Annotated in this window: 17 protein-coding genes; 12 read left to right on the top strand and 5 right to left on the bottom strand. The window is 40.2% G+C overall.

The window, feature by feature from the left end; translation table 11 throughout:
- Positions 1–58 precede the first annotated feature (58 nt).
- The 6 genes from ACMVDV_RS05120 to ACMVDV_RS05145 are packed head-to-tail and all read left to right on the top strand — an operon-like array spanning position 59 to position 2,762.
- Positions 59–724 carry a Bax inhibitor-1/YccA family protein gene (locus tag ACMVDV_RS05120; RefSeq protein WP_304185431.1) on the top strand — a complete coding sequence of 222 codons (666 nt, stop codon included), beginning with the start codon at positions 59–61 and terminating at the stop codon, positions 722–724.
- 55 nt (positions 725–779) lie between these two features.
- Positions 780–1,133: a sulfurtransferase complex subunit TusD gene (gene tusD / locus ACMVDV_RS05125; protein ID WP_304185433.1), complete on the top strand. Its 354-nt coding sequence runs from the start codon at positions 780–782 to the stop codon at positions 1,131–1,133.
- Positions 1,130–1,486, top strand: a complete 357-nt coding sequence (tusC, locus tag ACMVDV_RS05130) for a sulfurtransferase complex subunit TusC (RefSeq protein WP_304185434.1) — start codon at positions 1,130–1,132, stop codon at positions 1,484–1,486. The genes tusD and tusC overlap by 4 nt, the downstream gene beginning before the upstream one ends.
- Positions 1,483–1,749 (top strand): DsrH/TusB family sulfur metabolism protein, encoded by a 267-nt coding sequence (locus ACMVDV_RS05135; RefSeq protein WP_304185436.1) that lies wholly within the window; start codon positions 1,483–1,485, stop codon positions 1,747–1,749. Before tusC ends, ACMVDV_RS05135 begins: the two co-directional genes overlap by 4 nt.
- Positions 1,750–1,752: 3 nt before the next feature.
- Positions 1,753–2,082, top strand: a complete 330-nt coding sequence (locus ACMVDV_RS05140) for a TusE/DsrC/DsvC family sulfur relay protein (RefSeq protein WP_304185438.1) — start codon at positions 1,753–1,755, stop codon at positions 2,080–2,082.
- A 2-nt stretch (positions 2,083–2,084) separates the two neighbouring features.
- Entirely contained in the window at positions 2,085–2,762 is a 678-nt protein-coding gene (locus tag ACMVDV_RS05145; RefSeq protein ID WP_416157415.1) for a pseudouridine synthase, read from the top strand.
- Between the two features lie 62 nt (positions 2,763–2,824).
- Here the strand turns inward: ACMVDV_RS05145 and ACMVDV_RS05150 are convergent, their stop codons facing one another.
- Positions 2,825–4,108 carry a diguanylate cyclase domain-containing protein gene (locus tag ACMVDV_RS05150; RefSeq protein WP_416157416.1) on the bottom strand — a complete coding sequence of 428 codons (1,284 nt, stop codon included), beginning with the start codon at positions 4,106–4,108 and terminating at the stop codon, positions 2,825–2,827.
- Positions 4,109–4,625: 517 nt separating this feature from the next.
- Here ACMVDV_RS05150 and ACMVDV_RS05155 point away from each other — a divergent pair.
- The 3 genes from ACMVDV_RS05155 to ACMVDV_RS05165 all read left to right on the top strand — a co-directional run bounded on the left by ACMVDV_RS05155 (position 4,626) and on the right by ACMVDV_RS05165 (position 6,820).
- Positions 4,626–5,192 carry a hypothetical protein gene (locus ACMVDV_RS05155; protein WP_416157417.1) on the top strand — a complete coding sequence of 189 codons (567 nt, stop codon included), beginning with the start codon at positions 4,626–4,628 and terminating at the stop codon, positions 5,190–5,192.
- Between the two features lie 112 nt (positions 5,193–5,304).
- Positions 5,305–6,219: a M14 family metallocarboxypeptidase gene (locus tag ACMVDV_RS05160; protein WP_416157418.1), complete on the top strand. Its 915-nt coding sequence runs from the start codon at positions 5,305–5,307 to the stop codon at positions 6,217–6,219.
- A 175-nt stretch (positions 6,220–6,394) separates the two neighbouring features.
- Positions 6,395–6,820: a hypothetical protein gene (locus tag ACMVDV_RS05165; RefSeq protein ID WP_416157419.1), complete on the top strand. Its 426-nt coding sequence runs from the start codon at positions 6,395–6,397 to the stop codon at positions 6,818–6,820.
- Position 6,821: 1 nt separating this feature from the next.
- Here the strand turns inward: ACMVDV_RS05165 and ccoG are convergent, their stop codons facing one another.
- Positions 6,822–8,204, bottom strand: coding sequence for a cytochrome c oxidase accessory protein CcoG (gene ccoG / locus ACMVDV_RS05170; RefSeq protein WP_416157420.1), 1,383 nt, complete (start codon positions 8,202–8,204; stop codon positions 6,822–6,824).
- A gap of 144 nt (positions 8,205–8,348) precedes the next feature.
- Positions 8,349–9,767, bottom strand: a complete 1,419-nt coding sequence (locus tag ACMVDV_RS05175; RefSeq protein WP_416157421.1) for a sigma-54 interaction domain-containing protein — start codon at positions 9,765–9,767, stop codon at positions 8,349–8,351.
- A gap of 145 nt (positions 9,768–9,912) precedes the next feature.
- Here ACMVDV_RS05175 and ACMVDV_RS05180 point away from each other — a divergent pair, with 145 nt between their 5' ends.
- From ACMVDV_RS05180 to ACMVDV_RS05190, 3 genes are all read left to right on the top strand, one after another.
- The gene (locus tag ACMVDV_RS05180) at positions 9,913–10,290 is read left to right on the top strand and encodes an ATP-binding cassette domain-containing protein (RefSeq protein WP_416157422.1); all 378 of its coding nucleotides are present in this window, start codon (positions 9,913–9,915) and stop codon (positions 10,288–10,290) included.
- A 104-nt stretch (positions 10,291–10,394) separates the two neighbouring features.
- Positions 10,395–10,892, top strand: a complete 498-nt coding sequence (locus ACMVDV_RS05185; RefSeq protein ID WP_416157423.1) for an ABC transporter permease — start codon at positions 10,395–10,397, stop codon at positions 10,890–10,892.
- Positions 10,893–11,069: 177 nt separating this feature from the next.
- The gene (locus ACMVDV_RS05190; protein ID WP_416157424.1) at positions 11,070–11,312 is read left to right on the top strand and encodes a hypothetical protein; all 243 of its coding nucleotides are present in this window, start codon (positions 11,070–11,072) and stop codon (positions 11,310–11,312) included.
- 127 nt (positions 11,313–11,439) lie between these two features.
- Here ACMVDV_RS05190 and topA read toward each other — a convergent pair whose 3' ends face one another.
- Positions 11,440–14,142 carry a type I DNA topoisomerase gene (topA, locus tag ACMVDV_RS05195; protein ID WP_416157425.1) on the bottom strand — a complete coding sequence of 901 codons (2,703 nt, stop codon included), beginning with the start codon at positions 14,140–14,142 and terminating at the stop codon, positions 11,440–11,442.
- A 259-nt stretch (positions 14,143–14,401) separates the two neighbouring features.
- Entirely contained in the window at positions 14,402–17,827 is a 3,426-nt protein-coding gene (locus ACMVDV_RS05200; protein WP_416157426.1) for a hypothetical protein, read from the bottom strand.
- Between the last annotated feature and the right edge of the window lie 65 nt (positions 17,828–17,892).

The raw sequence follows: 17,892 nt of genomic DNA on the forward strand, positions 1-17,892 counted from the left end.
AATCTAACTTCAGTTTAATTATCACAACTTAAAAACAGGTTTCTAAAGGAGCTCTAAAATGGCATTTAATCATTCGTACAATACCGCTAGACCGGTTATGTCGACCATTGAAACAAACAAGGTACTTAAAAACACCTATTTCTTATTGGCTATGACATTAGCATTTAGTGCTGTGACGGCTGGTATCTCAATGGCATTACAACTCCCTTATTTTATGGGGTTAGTTTTCACGCTTGTTTCTTTCGGCCTATTATTTGTGGTAAATAAAAAAGCTGACAGTGCATCAGGCGTTGCATGGGTATTCGCATTCACGGGTTTAATGGGCGCTGGCCTTGGTCCACTGCTTAATCATTATGCTGCTATGCCGAATGGCCCTATGCTTATTATGCAAGCGTTAGGTTCTACGGCTTTGATCTTTTTAGGCCTGTCTGCTTATGCACTTAACACTAAGAAAGACTTCTCATTTATGGGTGGTTTTTTAACAGTGGGTCTTATCGTTGTGATCATCGCCAGTATCGTGAATATCTTCATTGGTAGTTCATTGATGTTTATGGTGCTCAATGCAGCGGTTGTATTAATTATGTCTGGTCTTATCTTATTTGATACTAGCCGCATTATTAACGGTGGCGAAACTAACTACATTCGTGCAACTGTTTCTTTATATTTAAGTGTATATAACTTATTTACTTCATTGCTTGCACTACTTGGCGCAAATAATGACTAATTAAATAGTTCTGTTAAAATAGCCCCTCTTTAGGGGCTTTTTTATTGGAATAGTTTTGGCACGATTTGTACTTTCTCTGCACAATGCACCATCGGATCATGATACCACGCAACGTTTGGTTAAATTTGCACAAGCATGTTTAACACAAGGGCATAACATCGATGCCATTTTTTTGTATCAGAACGGCGTTTTTCATGCCAACGAGCAACTAGATTTGGCTGCTGATGAATTACCGATTAATGCGTTATGGCAACAATTACATCAGCAAGGGGTCAATTTAATGTTATGCGTTACTGCCGCTGAAAAGCGTGGTGTAGACATAAACAATACCGGTGTGTTCACTGTTGCAGGTCTTGCTGAATTTGCCATGCTGGCTAGTGATGCCGACAAATGGGTGCAGTTTAAATGATCAATGTACTGGTATTAAGCCAACATAGTCCTTTTGATGACTTACATATTCGTGATGCATTAGATATGACATTAATATTCGCTGCTGTTGAGCAAAATATTAGCTGGTTATTTAGCGGTCCTGCGGTACTTGCCTTAAAAAAACATCAACAACCTGAACAGATAGGTTTAAAAAATTACTTTAAAACCATTAAAACACTAGAAATTTACGATGTTGAAAACATTTATGTATGTGAAAAGTCTCTGCTCGAGTATGGCCTTGATAAACATAACCTGGTAGTAGAAGTAAAAGCGCTTAATTATCAGCAGCAAAGTCAACTGATTGCCCAGCAACAACAGATAGTGAACTTATGAGCACCTTACATATATTTTCCAAGCCACTTGGCTATTACAACACAGATCAATTAGTTAACCTGATCCAGCCAACGGACAAAGTATTATTATTAAGTGACGCATGCTTTGCTATTAGCCAATTTAGACAACTTGCAACGCACTTATTAATACTTGCTGATGACGCCAAGGTACGAGATATCACAATCAATCAGCCCGATCACTCGCTTAGTTATGACGACTTTGTCGCGCTAACATTAGCTACATCTCACTCTATTACGTGGTAATGCATGCTTGAATTTAATAATCAAATTATCGACACGGATAAACAAGGTTACTTACTTGATCATCAGTTATGGAATGAACAATTAGCCTGCGTTATTGCCGAGCAAGAAAACATTGAATTAACCTCCCAACACTGGGAAGTGATCCATTTTGTGCGTAATTTCTATTTAGAATACAACACCAGCCCAGCAATAAGAATGTTAGTAAAAGCAATGGCAAAAGCGCTAGGTGAAGATAAAGGCAATAGTATCTACCTTTATAAACTGTTTCCTAAAGGCCCTGCTAAGCAAGCAACTAAAATAGCCGGTTTACCAAAACCGGCACGGTGCATCTAACAATGACAACTGCTAAACCAAGTAATACAGCAAAACGTCGAAATAGCGGCCGTAGTTATAATCGCGGTGCAATTACAACCAAAAAAGTGAATAACTCAATAAAGCGCGAGATCAAACCAGCCATTGCCGCAAGTGAGCGCAAAATTGTCTTATTTAATAAACCCTTTGATGTGTTGTGCCAGTTTACTGATGAAGCAAACAGACAAACCTTGGCTGACTTTATTGCCATTAAAGATGTGTATGCAGCAGGACGATTAGATAGAGACAGTGAGGGCCTGCTATTGCTCACTAATTGTGGCAAGTTACAAAACACTTTAACAGCGCCAAACAAAAAAACCAGTAAAACTTACTGGGCACAAGTTGAAGGTGAGCCAACTGATGCAGCAATTAAACAACTGTGCCAAGGCGTCGAGCTCAAAGATGGACTCACATTACCCGCCATTGTTAAACGTATAGATGAGCCAACTTTATGGCCACGTAATCCTCCCGTTAGAGAGCGAAAAAACATTCCAACTAGTTGGCTCAGTATTACTCTTACCGAAGGGCGTAATCGCCAAGTAAGAAGGATGACAGCACATATTGGCCACCCTACTTTACGTTTAATCCGTTATCGTATTGGTGGCTACACGTTAAAAGGAATTGATAATGGCCATTATAAAGTAATCACTGATGAACAATAAAGTAAGCTAAATTTGAGCGCTGCTATTTTAAATGCGCCTAGCAGCGCTAGCTGATTTTGCTATCAATCTTCACTAACAACAATACAATTACGGCCTTGTCCTTTTGCTTGATACAAGGCTTTATCTGCCGCATCAACAAAATAGGTATAATCGCCAGTTTGGGGATTATGCAAAGTTTTAATGCCCATGCTTAGTGTTATATAACCAATATCAGTATATTCATGCTTAATAACTAACTGATTAATGGCTTGCTGGATTTGTAATGCACTATGTAAAGCCTTTTTCGGATCAGCCTCTGGCAGTAACACCACAAATTCCTCACCGCCAAAACGTGCAACAAAATCCTTTTCGTGATTTATCGTCGCCGCAATACATTGCGCAATTTGATACAAGCATTCATCGCCTTTAATATGGCCGTAGTTGTCGTTGTATTGTTTAAAATAATCGATGTCGATTAAGAGCATTGATAACGGTTTTATTTTTTTATGCATTAATTCAAGTTCATTGACTAACTTGTCATCAAAGCAACGTCGATTGGCAATTTGAGTTAATGAGTCTACAAAAGCCATGTCGCGAAGTGTATCTTCAACAGCTAAATGCTGTGTTACATCCTTAAAAATAGCTAAAAATTCGTGTTTAAAATATCTTCCCGAAATTTCCATCATTATATGAGAGCCATCTTTACAAGTAACACAATAAACTTGTGGTTGAATATCAGTATCATTTTCTAACGCAAAGCTAAGAGCTTGTTGCCACGTTTGTCGCACCCACATCAGATAGTGTGGATCAGGGTAAGCATTAAGCCACCAATCATTGAGTGTTGGAATATCGTCAATAGTGTAGCCAAACACATCAACAAAACGTTGGTTTATGCGGATTATATTTTCGGTGTGCATACATACATTGCATAAAGGTATGGGCACTTGCGTAAATAAATTAACGTATTCGCTCAAATCATGCTGACGGGTTGATGGTTTATTATGTTGCGTTAAATGTTCAATATTATGGTGTACCGAAACAAAATTATGCTGGTTCGGTGTTGTATGCATCAATAGCGCGAAATGCCATTCTTGCCACCAAGTTGCTAGCTGTGAAACAAGAAAAGACTCAGACTCACTTGTCGTTTTCAAATTCACAGCAACACTTTTGAGCAGACTATCTAAGCTACTGTATTCAATTACACCCCATTGTTGATAATTTGAAAGAGTATTTTCAAACACCCGATACGCATCAACTCTTAAAGTACTGCGCGTATCATCAACCATCGTTACTAATTGTGATTTAGAGTTGCAGGCATATTGTGCAATGAAGTTAATTATTGATTGTTGATAGAAAATATTGTCCATATATTGCCCATTAATTACGTGCGCGTAAAAACCGTGCACTTGAAAGTACACCAGAATAATTTAAAGGAATATAAGCAGATGAAAGTATTCGGCGTGAAAAGATTCGTAAAGAGCAGTTGATTAATGTAAACGAGATAAAAGTAAGGTAGCAATGCTAAAACTATTTTTATAATTGCAGTAAAAAATCACAACTTTAAAATACCCTTAATAGCTTTATCAGGTCCAGTTATTTATGTGAATTCTAGCACTAAAATTTAGCCGATGATTATTTAAGCAATAAAAATCTCTCATATAAGAATAAATAAGGGTAGATTTATCATCTGACTCTGTATAAAAGTGCTAACCCCTGTACATGTTAACAATCTAAAAAGACGACTTTATGGCGCACAATATGCTTATTTTCTTAAATAACTCAAGTATGTTACTGCGCTGCCGTTATACATAATTGTATGTATAGATTATCGACTTGAAAATACGGTGTTAATTGCATTATCGCGTGCATGGGATCAGGTGCTATATGGATATGACCAATGAAGAACTAAATTTTATAACGGATCTTTTTCAAGTGACGGCTCCTGCAAAATTGCAGGACAATCATACGCTGACATTACAAAGCGCTGTCCCTGCCAATATTGCTGAATTACTAAACAATACAAAATTAACACTACTGGCTGAAGTTGGCGATTATCAATTATGGTTTCCACTTGCAATAAAAATTGATAAAACAGGCGTTTTGACCCCAGTACTAAGCGCCCCTGAAGTTATTGATACACGAGGAATAAAACGCTGTTGGCGTGGTGATAATCTCAATATTCAGAGCCAAGGCTTTGAAGTAGAATCAATCTCAAGTACTGGGCTTTTTCTAAAATCTACGACTCAAAAGGCTCCTTTAGCGGTTGATCAACAAATAAAATTAACCCTGCCAAACAAGAGAAATATTACTATCGACATCGAGCCGGTACGTTTTAGTAAGCGAGGCATGGCCGCCAAGATCACTCATATTCATCAAGGGAAAGAACATCTCAGGGCCTATTTATTCGAAGCCCATAAGCGCCAACATGCCAATTTATATGAGTCCAGATAACCGCTTATAAAGCTTAATATTGATAATTCACCGTTGTGTGTTAGTCGCAGCTAGTTGCAGTGAAGTTAGCACAGCGATAAGCTAAACCTTTGTTGTAATAAATGAAGGTTCTATGAGCGAAAATAACTATCCAATAGGTACTCAAGGCACGCCTTGGCATGATAAAGATAAACAGTGCTGGTTTAACCAACAAACGATTAAACGCAGTTATCAATCACAAGTTGTCACTTTAATCAACCAACTGGATAATGATTTCGAGGTTGAGCAATATGGTGCGCTCAGTTTTGATCCTACTCGCTATCCTCTCTTTATTATTAAATCAAAACAGTGGGCATCGAATAAACCGAGCATCCTGATCACCGGTGGCGTGCATGGCTATGAGACAAGCGGTGTTCATGGCGCATTACATTTTATGAAAACGCTAGGTATGAAATATACAAAAGAGTTTAACTTACTGGTTGCCCCTTGTATTAGCCCATGGGGATATGAAACCATTAATCGTTGGAATCCAGCCGCCATAGATCCAAACCGTTCGTTTTATTCACCAAGCCCAGCACCAGAGTCAGCAGCACTAATAAATTATATTAAAGCACAAAATATACCTTTATTAGCGCATATTGATCTGCATGAAACAACTGACACTGACAACAGTGAGTTTCGCCCTGCACTTGCGGCTCGTGACGGCAAGGTGAACACTAATTGGAATATTCCTGATGGGTTTTATCTTGTCGCTGATAGCAATAAACCTGAACCACAATTCCAAAAGGCGATTATTGACACTGTCACTAAAGTAACTCAAATCGCGCCCAGTGATGAAAACAATCAACTCATTGGTGTGCCACTAGAGCAACATGGTGTGATCAATTACGCAGCACGAGAACTCGGTTTATGTATGGGCTTTACAGATGCACAGTATGTCACGACGACTGAGGTGTACCCAGATAGTCCAACGGCAACAGAGGAGCTATGTATTACAGCTCAAGTTGCAGCGATTAAAGGTGCATTGGATCACCTGCTCACAAAATAATTATCGCGAGGGTCTATTGGTAATTATATTTAGGCCCTATTCTGACATTTTTAATCTGGTTATATATTGTTCACTGATTAATTAATGCAAATTTATAAAAAATTAAAAAATACCTAGACTCCGCGTTTAAATTGTATAAAATTCGCGCTCTTAAATTTTCTCACAAGGAAGCACGTTGAAATTTAGCAATAAACATGGTCAAGTTAGTTTACACCGCGAGCAAAATATTATCATCGCTGATTTCTGCGGCAATCTTAATGCAAGCTTAGTGACCGCATTTAGCAATGGCTTATTTGAACAAGTTAGTCAGCTTGCCAATAAACCATGGGGATATATTAGTAATTCTCAAAATCTGTTGGCTGCAACTCCCCAAGCAGAGCAACAACTTACACTGTTAGCCTCTGCCATGGTTCATAATGGATGCATTGCCAGCGCTTATATTTTTGATTCAGCTATCGTAATCAATCAAATGCAACGCATTATTCACAATGCAGGTCTGAGCGTGGATATTCGCCATCGTCTGTTTAAATGTTTAGCACAAGCTAAAACCTTTGTTAACCAAACAATGGCCGATAAAGCAGCTCAATTGCACTTTGCGTAACTTAGTCGCGATAAAAAACACTGCTTATTGATGCCTTAATACTGTGGTCTTCTTCGGCTGTGATCACAAAATCAAGTGCATTGAGCTTATTTGGTAAATCATAGCCATCGGCAACAACAGTGACTGGGATGCGCTTCATTTGACCAGCTTCGACAGCTGTAAGTTGAGGGCTCTGTAACTTAGCCACATCAAGACCGCTGATCGCGACTCGGTAATGCACTAACTGCTGAGTTTTATTAATAATTGTCAGGGTGTAGGGGTTTTCAACCAAGCCCTCATAATTTACCCGATATAATGCGTTACGATCACGTAGTACTGATACTTCGATTGGCGTGCGTTGCACTAACCACGCTAACATACTGACCATTAATAAAACCGTGAGCGCACCATAACCGACCAGTTTCAACCGGTATGGATTAGTTTGCTCGCCAGCCATCTGTTTTTCGCTTGCGTACTTGATCAAGCCTTTTTGATAGCCAAATTTATCCATAGTGTCATCACAAGCATCGATACATAAACCACAGTTAATACATTCATATTGAAGGCCGTTGCGAATATCAATCCCTGCTGGGCACACTTCCACACATAAATTGCAATCTACGCAATCACCTAAATCTAACGCTTTCGGATCGGCCTTACGTTTACGTGGACCACGGTTTTCCCCTCGCGCACTGTCATAAGTGACAAGTAATGTATCTTTATCAAACATTACTGCCTGAAATCGTGAATATGGACAAGCAACGGTGCACATTTTTTCTCTTAAGAAACCAGCATTTCCATAAGTACAAAAGGCAAACAAAAATACCCAAAAACTAGTGATCCCCGACCATTGCAGAGTAAACATATCCCCATACAGACTTTTAGCCGGAATAAAATACGCCATAAACGATGTGGCAGTGAATAAAGAAATGATCAACCAAGCGCTGTGTTTAATTATTTTCTTTTGCCATTTTGATAATGTCCAGGCAGATTTATCTAATTTAATACGTTGATTACGCGTTCCTTCAATTCGTTGCTCCACCCACGAAAACATCAACATCCAAATAGTTTGCGGGCATGTATAACCACACCATACCCGGCCAAGCCAATTGGTAACAAAAAACAGCGCAAAGGCACCTAGCATAAATAGCAACGCCAAGATCATAAAGTCTTGAGGCAGTAAGGTCAGCCCAAAAATAGTAAACTTTTGACTCGCAACATCGAGCAATACCGCTTGCTGACCATGGTATGGGAGCCAAGGAATAACAATAAATGTCAGCATCAGTAACCAACCCAAGTTACGGCGAATACGCTGAAAAAATCCTTTTTGCTCACGAATATAAATAGGCCCTTCATGGTTATAGGGCTTGATGATCATATCTTCTTCTTTAATATCAAATTTCATAATTACGAGTACTTAATGTGACGGTTAAGCACTCTTTTGCAACTTTCAGACCAAACTGAAAGATAAAATAACTATATGAATATTAAGGAATTAAAATTAAATATTGGAATCAACTTCGCGATATATAACGGAAATCGCGATATATCACGACCTTTTATTGATTGCAAGCTTGCGCATTTTTGAGCGCAACGTACTCTCCGGCATACCTAACTTAACTGCAGCGCCTTGGCTGCCAGAAATTTGCCAATTTGACAGCTCTAACACCGCTAGAATATGTAACCGCTGTACCTCATCTAAATTCAGCTCTGTATTACTGATCAAAGCTGCTCCACTACGCAGTGGTTGACTTAGCTGTAATACCGACTGTTTAGACAAAATCGCCTCACGCTCTAGTACATTCTGTAATTCGCGAATATTGCCTGGCCAGTCATAAGCTTGTAACTGTGCTATGGCTTTTTTGCTCACTCCTTTGAGCTGCTTACCAAGGCGTTTATTTAGCTGTGCAATTAAGTTACTGCATAGCAAGGGAATATCTTCTTTACGCTGTTTTAATGGTGGCACTGTAATTGGGAAAACATTTAACCGATAATATAAATCAATTCTAAAACGTCCTGATTGCACCATCTCCCATAAGTCACGATTAGTGGCAGCAATCACCCGAATATTCACTTTACGTGTCTGGCTACTGCCTACTCGCTCAAATTCATGTTCTTGCAGTACCCGCAGTAATTTACTTTGTGCCTCGAGTGGCAATTCTCCAATTTCATCTAAAAATAGCGTGCCATTATCGGCTAATTCAAATCGACCTTTACGGTGTTCATTGGCCCCAGTAAACGCACCTTTCTCATGACCAAATAGCTCTGACTCCAATAAACTGGCCGTAAATGCTGCACAATTGACCTTGATAAACGATTGTTTACTACGTGCACTTAAACGATGTAAATTGCGCGCGACAAGTTCTTTACCCGTGCCGTTCTCGCCTAAGATCAATACTGTGCTGTCGGTTGGACTAACCAATTTTATTTGCTCTAGCATAGTTTGAAAAATATGACTTTTGCCAACTAAACCAGACTCTTGCCAGTCTTCATTAAGCTCTGCAATTAGATAGTTATTTTGCTCTTTTAATTGCTCACTTAAGTGGTTTACTTGCGCTAACGCATCGCGTAGAGCCTGCTCGGTTTGTTGCTGCTTTGATACATCGCGAAATATCGCGACTGCTCCTATCAATTGCTGATCTTTATATACTGGGGTTGATGTATATTCCACAGCAAAGCGGCTACCATCTTTACGCCAAAACACTTCCCCTTTAACTTGGCGGTGTTTACCATCAAACATAGTGCAGTATATTTGGCATTCATTCGCTGGATAAGGGCGACCATCGGCATGGCTATGATGGTGGTACTGATGAATTTTTTTACCTAATAGCTCATCTGCTCGCCAACCGGTCATTCGCTCTGCGGCTGGGTTTACAAACACCGCATTACCGCTTAGATCAAAGCCATAAATGCCCTCACCCACAGCGTTTAACAATAAGCTTGGATCGTCTAAAAATTGTTTTATCATTGCAGTGCACCAAATTCGTGAAATATCACGAGCATTATGCCTATATGGATGCCTTTTTACATCTTTACTTACAATTTGCTGTTTATAAACTGTTACATAAATAGCTTTTAACTATTAAGATAAGAAAAAACAGTGTAGTGAACACATGTCGTTAATCATTAACAATCTTGAGAAACGCCACCAAAGCGTTGTCGCCGTGAATAAACTGTCTTTTACTGTACAACCTGGGGAAATTTTTGCATTACTTGGTCCCAATGGTGCGGGTAAATCTTCGTTAGTCAAAATGCTCGTTGGCTTTTCTAGCGCAAACAGTGGCTCCATTGAACTGACTGATTCAGGGCACACATATGCGTCGATCCCAGCCCACTTACTTGGTTATCTGCCAGAGGATCGTGGCCTCTACCCAGAAAAAACACTAAAACAAAATCTACAGTTTTTTGCAGCATTACACGGCGTTAAAGATAGCGAGTTTAATAAGCATTGCGCCTATTGGCTGGCTAAGTTTAATTTAACTGAGCGTTAAACGATCCTCAAAATCACTTTCGAAAGGAAATCAGCAAAAAATCCAATTGATCACGGCTATTCGATGGTAAGTTACTGGGGCAAATATTGCTTGCAGTCAAAACCATGCTTAGCACGCTATTGTCGATTGTATTATCTATGCTGTTTTTTACTGTGGTGATTAAACAACAAGCGCTTGATTTACATTTTGTGAATTGGTCATTACTGCCTTGGTTTTTTGCCTTTGCGATTGCTGGACTTAGCATCTGCGCCGCATTTATGGCCGCTGTTGCAGCGGGCATTGATGATCCTAACCACAGTAGTAAAAGCGCGTTAATGATGCTGCCTGTGGCCCCTATCTGCATTGCTTTCTTTGTTATTGATGCACCAAATAGTCTATTAACAACTGTACTGAGCTACTTACCAATTACCGCATTTGCTGTCATGCCAGTACGTATGTCGCTGGTTGAGCTCGCATTTTGGCAACCTCTGTTATCACTGTTGCTGAGCATCGGCTGCTTTTATTACTTACGTATTTTTGCCGCGCGCACCTTTAAAATGGGCATGAATATGTATGCACAAGAACCGAGTTTAAAGGCTATGTGGTTGAGTATCTTTAAATAACAACACAATCTTACAGTCTCTTATTACACTCTATTTGTCTTTACGATAAAAATATTTCGTTATCTTTTATTGTCATTTCGTTTAAAAATCCACTTACCAACAGCGTATTGCTTGATTGGATCACTGTTGTTTTTGAATCCATAAAACAACAGTCACTACTTTTTTAGGAATGAACGAATGAAAAAAGCATTGCTAACACTTATTGTCGCACCTCTGTTTGCCGTTTATACAACATTTGCCGTTGCAGGTGATGCTGTTGACGCTCCAGCCGAAACAATTAAAGAATACACAGAAATGTGTCTAAACTGGGCTAAAGACGACGACATCAGCAATGAAGAGCTTAAACCATACGTGTTAAAATGCGTTAATGATGAGCTTGAGTCTGAAGGCTACAAAAAAGTCACTGACGTAAAAATTTAATCTCAAAATTGCCATTGCGAAATTTTGCTATAAAAAAACCGGACTGACACAAGGGTGTGCGTTCCGGTTTTTTTGTTATGAGGTATGAACCTAGCAAATACGCTAAAAAGCGCGCTTGCTGCTCATTTTACTCAGCGTCTTTTTTCGCTTTAGTTGCTTTTTTAGGCGCCGTTTTTTTGGCCGCAGCTTTCTTTTTCGGTGCTGCTTTCTTCTTCGCCTCTGCAACCCACTTTCCGGCATTGAAATGCGCAGTCCAGCCTGTTGCTTTGCCATCAACTTCAGTCATTACATACTGTTCTTTATTCTTACGGCTATAACGAACAATTGCTAAGTTGCCATCAGGATCTTTCGCTGGTGCATCGGCAAGATAATAAAACTTAGGTGAGATACGATCTCTAAAACGCTGTAACTCTTCTACTTTAGGAGCACGTGTTTCACGCGATTTAGGGAAGGTATTAGCGGCTAAGAAAATACCGGCCGCACCGTCACGTAGTACAAAGTATGCATCCGATTTTTCACATTCAAGTTCAGGTAACTGAACTGGATCTTCTTTTGGCGGCGCAGCTTCACCGTTACGTAGTAATTTACGAGTGTTCTTACATTCATCATTACTACAACCAAAATATTTACCAAAACGACCAGACTTAAGCTGCATATCCGATGAACACTTATCACATTCAATGATAGGGCCATCATAGCCTTTAATTTTAAACGTGCCCTGCTCGACTACATAGCCCTTACACGCGGGGTTATTACCACAGACATGTAATTTACGAGTTTCATCTATCAGGTATGAATCCATCGCCGTTTCACAAATTGGGCAACGCTTCATTTGCATTAATGTTTCGGTTTCAACATCTTCAACATCAGCAGCAACCGCTTCATCACCTGACACTAAATTCATCGTTGTGGTACAACGCTCTTTAGGTGGTAAGTTATAGCCTGTGCAGCCTAAAAATACACCTGTTGAAGCGGTGCGAATACCCATTTTTCTGCCACAGGTTGGGCAGTCAATGTCCGTTTCGACCATTTCATTTTTGCGCATTCCGCCTTCATCTTCTTCGCCACTGGCTAAAGTCAGTTGCGTAGAAAAGTCAGCGTAAAATTTATCGAGTACTTGAGTCCAAACGCGCTCACCTTCAGCGATATCATCTAAGCGACCTTCCATTTTTGCAGTGAAGTCAAAGTTCATTAGATCAGTAAAGTTCTCAACTAATCTATCAGTAACAATCTCACCCATTTTTTCTGCAAAGAACCGGCGGTTTTCAACGCGCACATAGCCACGATCTTGAATCGTTGAGATAATAGATGCATAGGTAGATGGGCGACCAATACCCCGCTTTTCAAGTTCTTTAACTAAACTCGCTTCACTAAAACGCGCTGGCGGCTTAGTAAAATGCTGTTTAGGATCAAGTTCAACCAGGCTTAATATCTCGCCTTGTTTTATTGCTGGCAGTGATTGGTCTTCTTCATTCTTCTTACGCACTGCAGGTTGTACTCTTGTCCAACCATCAAAACGTAACACACGCCCTTTCGCTTTGAGCTGGAAATCAGCGGCGTTAACGGTCAAGGTTGTTAAGTCATATTCAGCAGCAACCATTTGACAGGCAACAAATTGACGCCAAATTAGCTCATAAAGTTTTTTAGCATCTGGATCTACGCCATCTAAATGCCCAGACAATACACTAACACTGGAAGGACGGATCGCTTCGTGCGCCTCTTGAGCATTTCCTTTCGAGCTATAATTGATAGGCTCTTTCGGTAAATACTTATCGCCAAATTGCTCGCTTACGTAATCACGGCACATTGCAACAGCATCTTTCGACAAATTCGTCGAGTCAGTACGCATATAAGTGATGTAACCGGCTTCATACAAGCGCTGCGCTAACATCATGGTCTTTTTAACACCATAGCCTAAGCGAGTGCTGGCAGCTTGCTGCATGGTTGAGGTAATAAGTGGCGCACTTGGGCGACTTTTACTGGGCTTTTCTTCAACACTAACAACTTTATATTCAGCTTGCTCTAGTGCTGCGGTTGCAGCCATAGCTTGGGCTTGGTTAACTGGTTTAAAGGCTTTATCGCCTTGTTTAACGACTTCTAAACGAAGGTTAGATTCAGTATTTTTAACATCCGCATGAATATCCCAGAATTCTTCAGGGATAAATGCTTTGATCTCGCGCTCACGCTCCACCAACAAACGCACAGCAACAGACTGTACGCGACCAGCAGACAAACCACGGGCCACTTTAGCCCATAATAATGGCGACACCATAAAACCAACCACACGGTCTAAAAAGCGACGAGTCTGTTGGGCATAGACCATGTCGGTATTTAGCTCTCCAGGTGCTTCAAAGGCAGCCTGTATGGCATTTTTTGTGATCTCGTTAAATACGACGCGCTTATACTTCTCTGGCTCGCCACCAATGATCTCTTGCAGGTGCCAAGCAATGGCTTCACCTTCTCTATCCAAATCCGTTGCGAGATAGATTTGGTCAGCATTTTCAGCAAGCTTTTGTAATTCTTGAACAACTTTTTCTTTACCTGGTAATACTTCGTAATGTGGCTGCCAACCTTGCTCTGGATCAATCCCCATTCGAGCAACTAGATTAGTATAATCACGCTGTTTTTTGTACGCGGCCTTTTCTTCTGGTGCCATTTTTCGCACTTCTGCAGGCGTTTTTATAGCAGCCGTTTTGGTTTTGCCTGAACCGGAGGTAGGAAGATCTCGTACATGCCCAATAGAGGACTTGACGATAAAATCGTTTCCTAAATATTTATTAATTGTTTTAGCCTTAGCAGGAGACTCTACAATTACTAGCGATTTGCCCATAGTTGCCTATTTCTAACCAAGTATTTTAAATGTGTTTTGCCCATTTACGGGCGCGAATATTTATAGGTATATCTACAAACACCAATTGTTACAAGCTTTTAATACAAACTTTTCTGCTTTTAATGAATAATTAAACAATTATTGTCGTTAATTTAGACAAAACGATGTTTTTCGGTATTTGCAGTGGAATATATAGAATAGCAACAAAAATGCCAACCTTAAGGTTGGCATTTATTAATTTATATCGGTTAGGATAAAATTAACCAGCGTCTCTAATCGCAAGTTGTGCGACCGTTTCTACTTCTTTAGGAGTTATGAAACTTACAGATAAAAAGCCGCTTTCACTTTTATTTGGTTCAGCCTCACGGCTGATCGAAAGTGGAATTGAATGTGCTGCTGTTGCTGCACTTTCTAGCATGGTAAATCCATCAATACCACTGTATTTACCATTATCTGTGCTAATTGAAATAGCCGTGCCTGATGGGATTGGGTTGTTATACCGATCCGAATAATACAGTGCAAAAGATAATGCCGCTAGCTCATTACCGCCATCTGCTGATGGGGTTAGGTCTATGGTACCTAAGTCACAGTATGCAGTGTTATCTGTAAGCTCTAATGCAACGACTAAATCTGTAGTAGTATTACCTGCCTCTTCATAAATCGAGCTACAACTTTGAATGTCCAATGCCAACTGAACAGCATTAGCTGTCAGTATGGTGTTACCATTTCCATCTAAAATTGGTGCACCTGTTCCATCAACCTCAAATTCATTTAATGAACTAGCGAATTGACTTTCTAACTCTGCTTTTGCAACAACGAAACGGCTATAGACTGCACTACCCGACATAACAATCACAAACGAATCACGCACATCAATTAAATCTTTACTACATAAACTTGCAAATGTTGCATCGGCTGCTGGTGATGTTGCGGCTTCTGTACACAATAGTCCATTGTACTTACCATCAGCTAATGTATGCATTTCATTGAGATCGATATCAAAGCTTTCCTCAAAATGCGCCCCATTAGTATTTGCAGGGCTACATGGATCGTTCGCATCACCTTCATTACAAAAACTAGCATCTTTAACTGTTTGTGCGGTGACAGGATCATAAATCGCAGCCAAGCCATCATAAGTACCATTTTCGTTATGATCGACAAACGCTTCCGGTAAATCATAGCCGCTATAGTATTCATTAGTGTCGAATCGACCATTACCATTTATATCAATAAACGACTCTTGCCCTTTCGCTGTAGCTAGTACAGTTACACGGCCACCTAATGGCACACCAAGTGGGCTTACTCTATTATTTAAGATCCCTGCTAAACAAGGAGCGGGAAGATTCCCCATATACAAGTCGCAATTTATTGCATTAGTTTTTGGGTTTATCGAACTAATTTGATTGCCCCACTTTGCTTCTGTAAATGGTTTTGGATTTTGACTACGCCACTGCGCATTACATTCACCATCAACGGTACGACATTCTAATTGCGGGTTAAATGCTTCACCATCAAGAGTACCAACAGCGCCACCTTCCGTTGTTAAATAGACAGCAGTACCATCAGGAACAGGGTTATTAAAGTGATCAGCTAGATACACGGAAATATTGTTTATATCACCAATATAATCAAGTGCTTCAATATTTATTATTTCTGCACCGGCTGTAAAACTGTTGCCATCTGGCAGGCCTGAACTAATAGACACTAAATCAGATACTGTAATAACTTGCTCGTCTAAACCAACTAGCAACATCTCACCTTGAGGACATGAAACAGTTTGATCACGTACTGCTGGATCTTTTTGGCATTCAAGGTAAACATCTTGCCAGCAGGTGACATCGTCCGTTTGGTTTTCTGGTATTTGTTCTTCTGGGATAAAGCATGCTTGCACACGGACAGCCGCAGGGACATAACCCGCGTTAATTTGTACTCGAGCTAAACCTTCTGCATCTGTGAAAACACGGTCATGGGATAAACTAATACCACCATTTGTCGCACTTAAACGAAAATCCATCCGTTTACTTGCCACTACTTTGCCAATTTTGTCTTTTAGTTTAAATGTAATTTCAGACGTTTCTGAGCGCGACTGGCCACCGGTACTTTTTAGCGCAATCACAGATTCAGTAGCACCAACAAATTCGATAGATTCAATTGCAGCAGTTGATACTGGGATATTAACTGTTTTCACAACGGGTGCTCCGCCAGTTAACACTGTCGCTGTAATAGTATCTCCTTGAGCTGCACTACAACCATTTGTACGGTACGTAGTTGTTGCCACGCCACTGATACTAGTCGTACTAGTGTCCATGACCGATAACTCATTCTGAACACACCCAGAGGTAAATTCTACATCGAGATTAGAAACAACCAAATTACCTTCTGAATCGAATATTTTAACTGTAATTACGGTCGTCGCACCTGCAGCGAGAGGGATAAACTCATCCGCGATAACGTTGCCATTAGCATCAAGTTTATTATACAAGCCATTAGTGATAGTAACGCTAAGGTCTGCTGTCGCAATTTCAAATGCTTTTTGATTAGATGCCGATTTTGCTGTCGCTGTAATCTCACCAGCCCCACTGTTAGCACCAGGCTGCAATTTCAACAACGCAAAACCAAAGTTATCAGTCAATGCTTTACCTGATTCAGGTAACAACTTACCAAGATCTGTTGTTGTTTCACTAATAATACCAGCAAAACCATCACCTGAACTTGTATCTGTTACTTTTACTAATACATCGATTAGCTCTTCAGAAGAAAACTGATTCACCTCTGTACAACCTGACGTAAGGTAAGTCGATTCCAATGAAACTGTGTTGCGGTTAGCATCCCAGCCATCAACACAACCTTGCAAAAGTTTCACATCAACATTTGCAACTGCAGTAGCAACAGACGCATCATCACCGCTTGATATGAAGCCAATTGTTTGTGTGACTGAATTACTGTTTTCTGGTTCATAAGTAGCAACAACTAGACCGGCACCTTTTAATAAACCACTACTAAGTGTTACTTTAGCAATACCATTTTCATTCGTTAACGCCGTACCTAACTCGGGAGTGATCTTACCTGTAAAGTTAGATGTAAAACTGATCAGTTGCCCTGCTAGTGGAGATCCACTTTCTGTAAGAGTTGCAGTTACAACTCCTTTGTTATTTTTACTTACCGGGCTTTCCTCAGTAAACGCAGAACCGGATTGATCAACAATTTGTAAGGCAAGGGCGAAAGTCCCATCGCCCCCGGAATCACCACCGTCACCTGCGGATGTAAACGCAAACGTAGCTGAATAGGATTGTTCGCCATCTGTAAAAATTGCCGTGACTTGACCAGCCCCTTCAGTGGTACCAGCAAGAAGCTGAATACGTGCCGTACCAGTACTGTCTGTCAATGCAGAACCAGAAGTTGGATTCAGTGAACCAATGCTATCAGCTAATGTAAAATTCACTCGCTGATTAGACACAGCAGCACCATTTTTCATCACCTGTGATACAAGCTCTAATGGTGCTTCATTTGCTACTGCATTCACTTGCTCACCACTGCTCATGGAAAAACCTTGAACAGTAATTGTGTATACAGCAGTTCCATCACCGCCAATTGTTCCACCATCCTTTTCAAGTGATCCACCGCCACCACACGCCGTGATCAAAAAACTTAACATTACGACACTGAGCCATCGCATTAAAGGCATTGCCCTCTCCCTAGCGTTTGTTATTAATTATTTAAATATAAAATTTACCCAATATTAACCTATAT

This window comes from Pseudoalteromonas sp. ASV78 (genome assembly GCF_047806705.1).
Classification (GTDB): domain Bacteria; phylum Pseudomonadota; class Gammaproteobacteria; order Enterobacterales; family Alteromonadaceae; genus Pseudoalteromonas; species Pseudoalteromonas prydzensis_A.

Coding starts and splice junctions, on each gene's coding strand:
- ACMVDV_RS05120 (WP_304185431.1), top strand. CDS start 59: ATGGCATTTAATCATTCGTACAATACCGCTAGACCGGTTATGTCGACC.
- tusC (WP_304185434.1), top strand. CDS start 1,130: ATGATCAATGTACTGGTATTAAGCCAACATAGTCCTTTTGATGACTTA.
- ACMVDV_RS05135 (WP_304185436.1), top strand. CDS start 1,483: ATGAGCACCTTACATATATTTTCCAAGCCACTTGGCTATTACAACACA.
- ACMVDV_RS05140 (WP_304185438.1), top strand. CDS start 1,753: ATGCTTGAATTTAATAATCAAATTATCGACACGGATAAACAAGGTTAC.
- ACMVDV_RS05145 (WP_416157415.1), top strand. CDS start 2,085: ATGACAACTGCTAAACCAAGTAATACAGCAAAACGTCGAAATAGCGGC.
- ACMVDV_RS05150 (WP_416157416.1), bottom strand. CDS start 4,108: ATGGACAATATTTTCTATCAACAATCAATAATTAACTTCATTGCACAA.
- ACMVDV_RS05155 (WP_416157417.1), top strand. CDS start 4,626: ATGGATATGACCAATGAAGAACTAAATTTTATAACGGATCTTTTTCAA.
- ACMVDV_RS05160 (WP_416157418.1), top strand. CDS start 5,305: ATGAGCGAAAATAACTATCCAATAGGTACTCAAGGCACGCCTTGGCAT.
- ccoG (WP_416157420.1), bottom strand. CDS start 8,204: ATGAAATTTGATATTAAAGAAGAAGATATGATCATCAAGCCCTATAAC.
- ACMVDV_RS05175 (WP_416157421.1), bottom strand. CDS start 9,767: ATGATAAAACAATTTTTAGACGATCCAAGCTTATTGTTAAACGCTGTG.
- ACMVDV_RS05180 (WP_416157422.1), top strand. CDS start 9,913: ATGTCGTTAATCATTAACAATCTTGAGAAACGCCACCAAAGCGTTGTC.
- ACMVDV_RS05185 (WP_416157423.1), top strand. CDS start 10,395: ATGCTTAGCACGCTATTGTCGATTGTATTATCTATGCTGTTTTTTACT.
- ACMVDV_RS05190 (WP_416157424.1), top strand. CDS start 11,070: ATGAAAAAAGCATTGCTAACACTTATTGTCGCACCTCTGTTTGCCGTT.
- topA (WP_416157425.1), bottom strand. CDS start 14,142: ATGGGCAAATCGCTAGTAATTGTAGAGTCTCCTGCTAAGGCTAAAACA.
- ACMVDV_RS05200 (WP_416157426.1), bottom strand. CDS start 17,827: ATGCCTTTAATGCGATGGCTCAGTGTCGTAATGTTAAGTTTTTTGATC.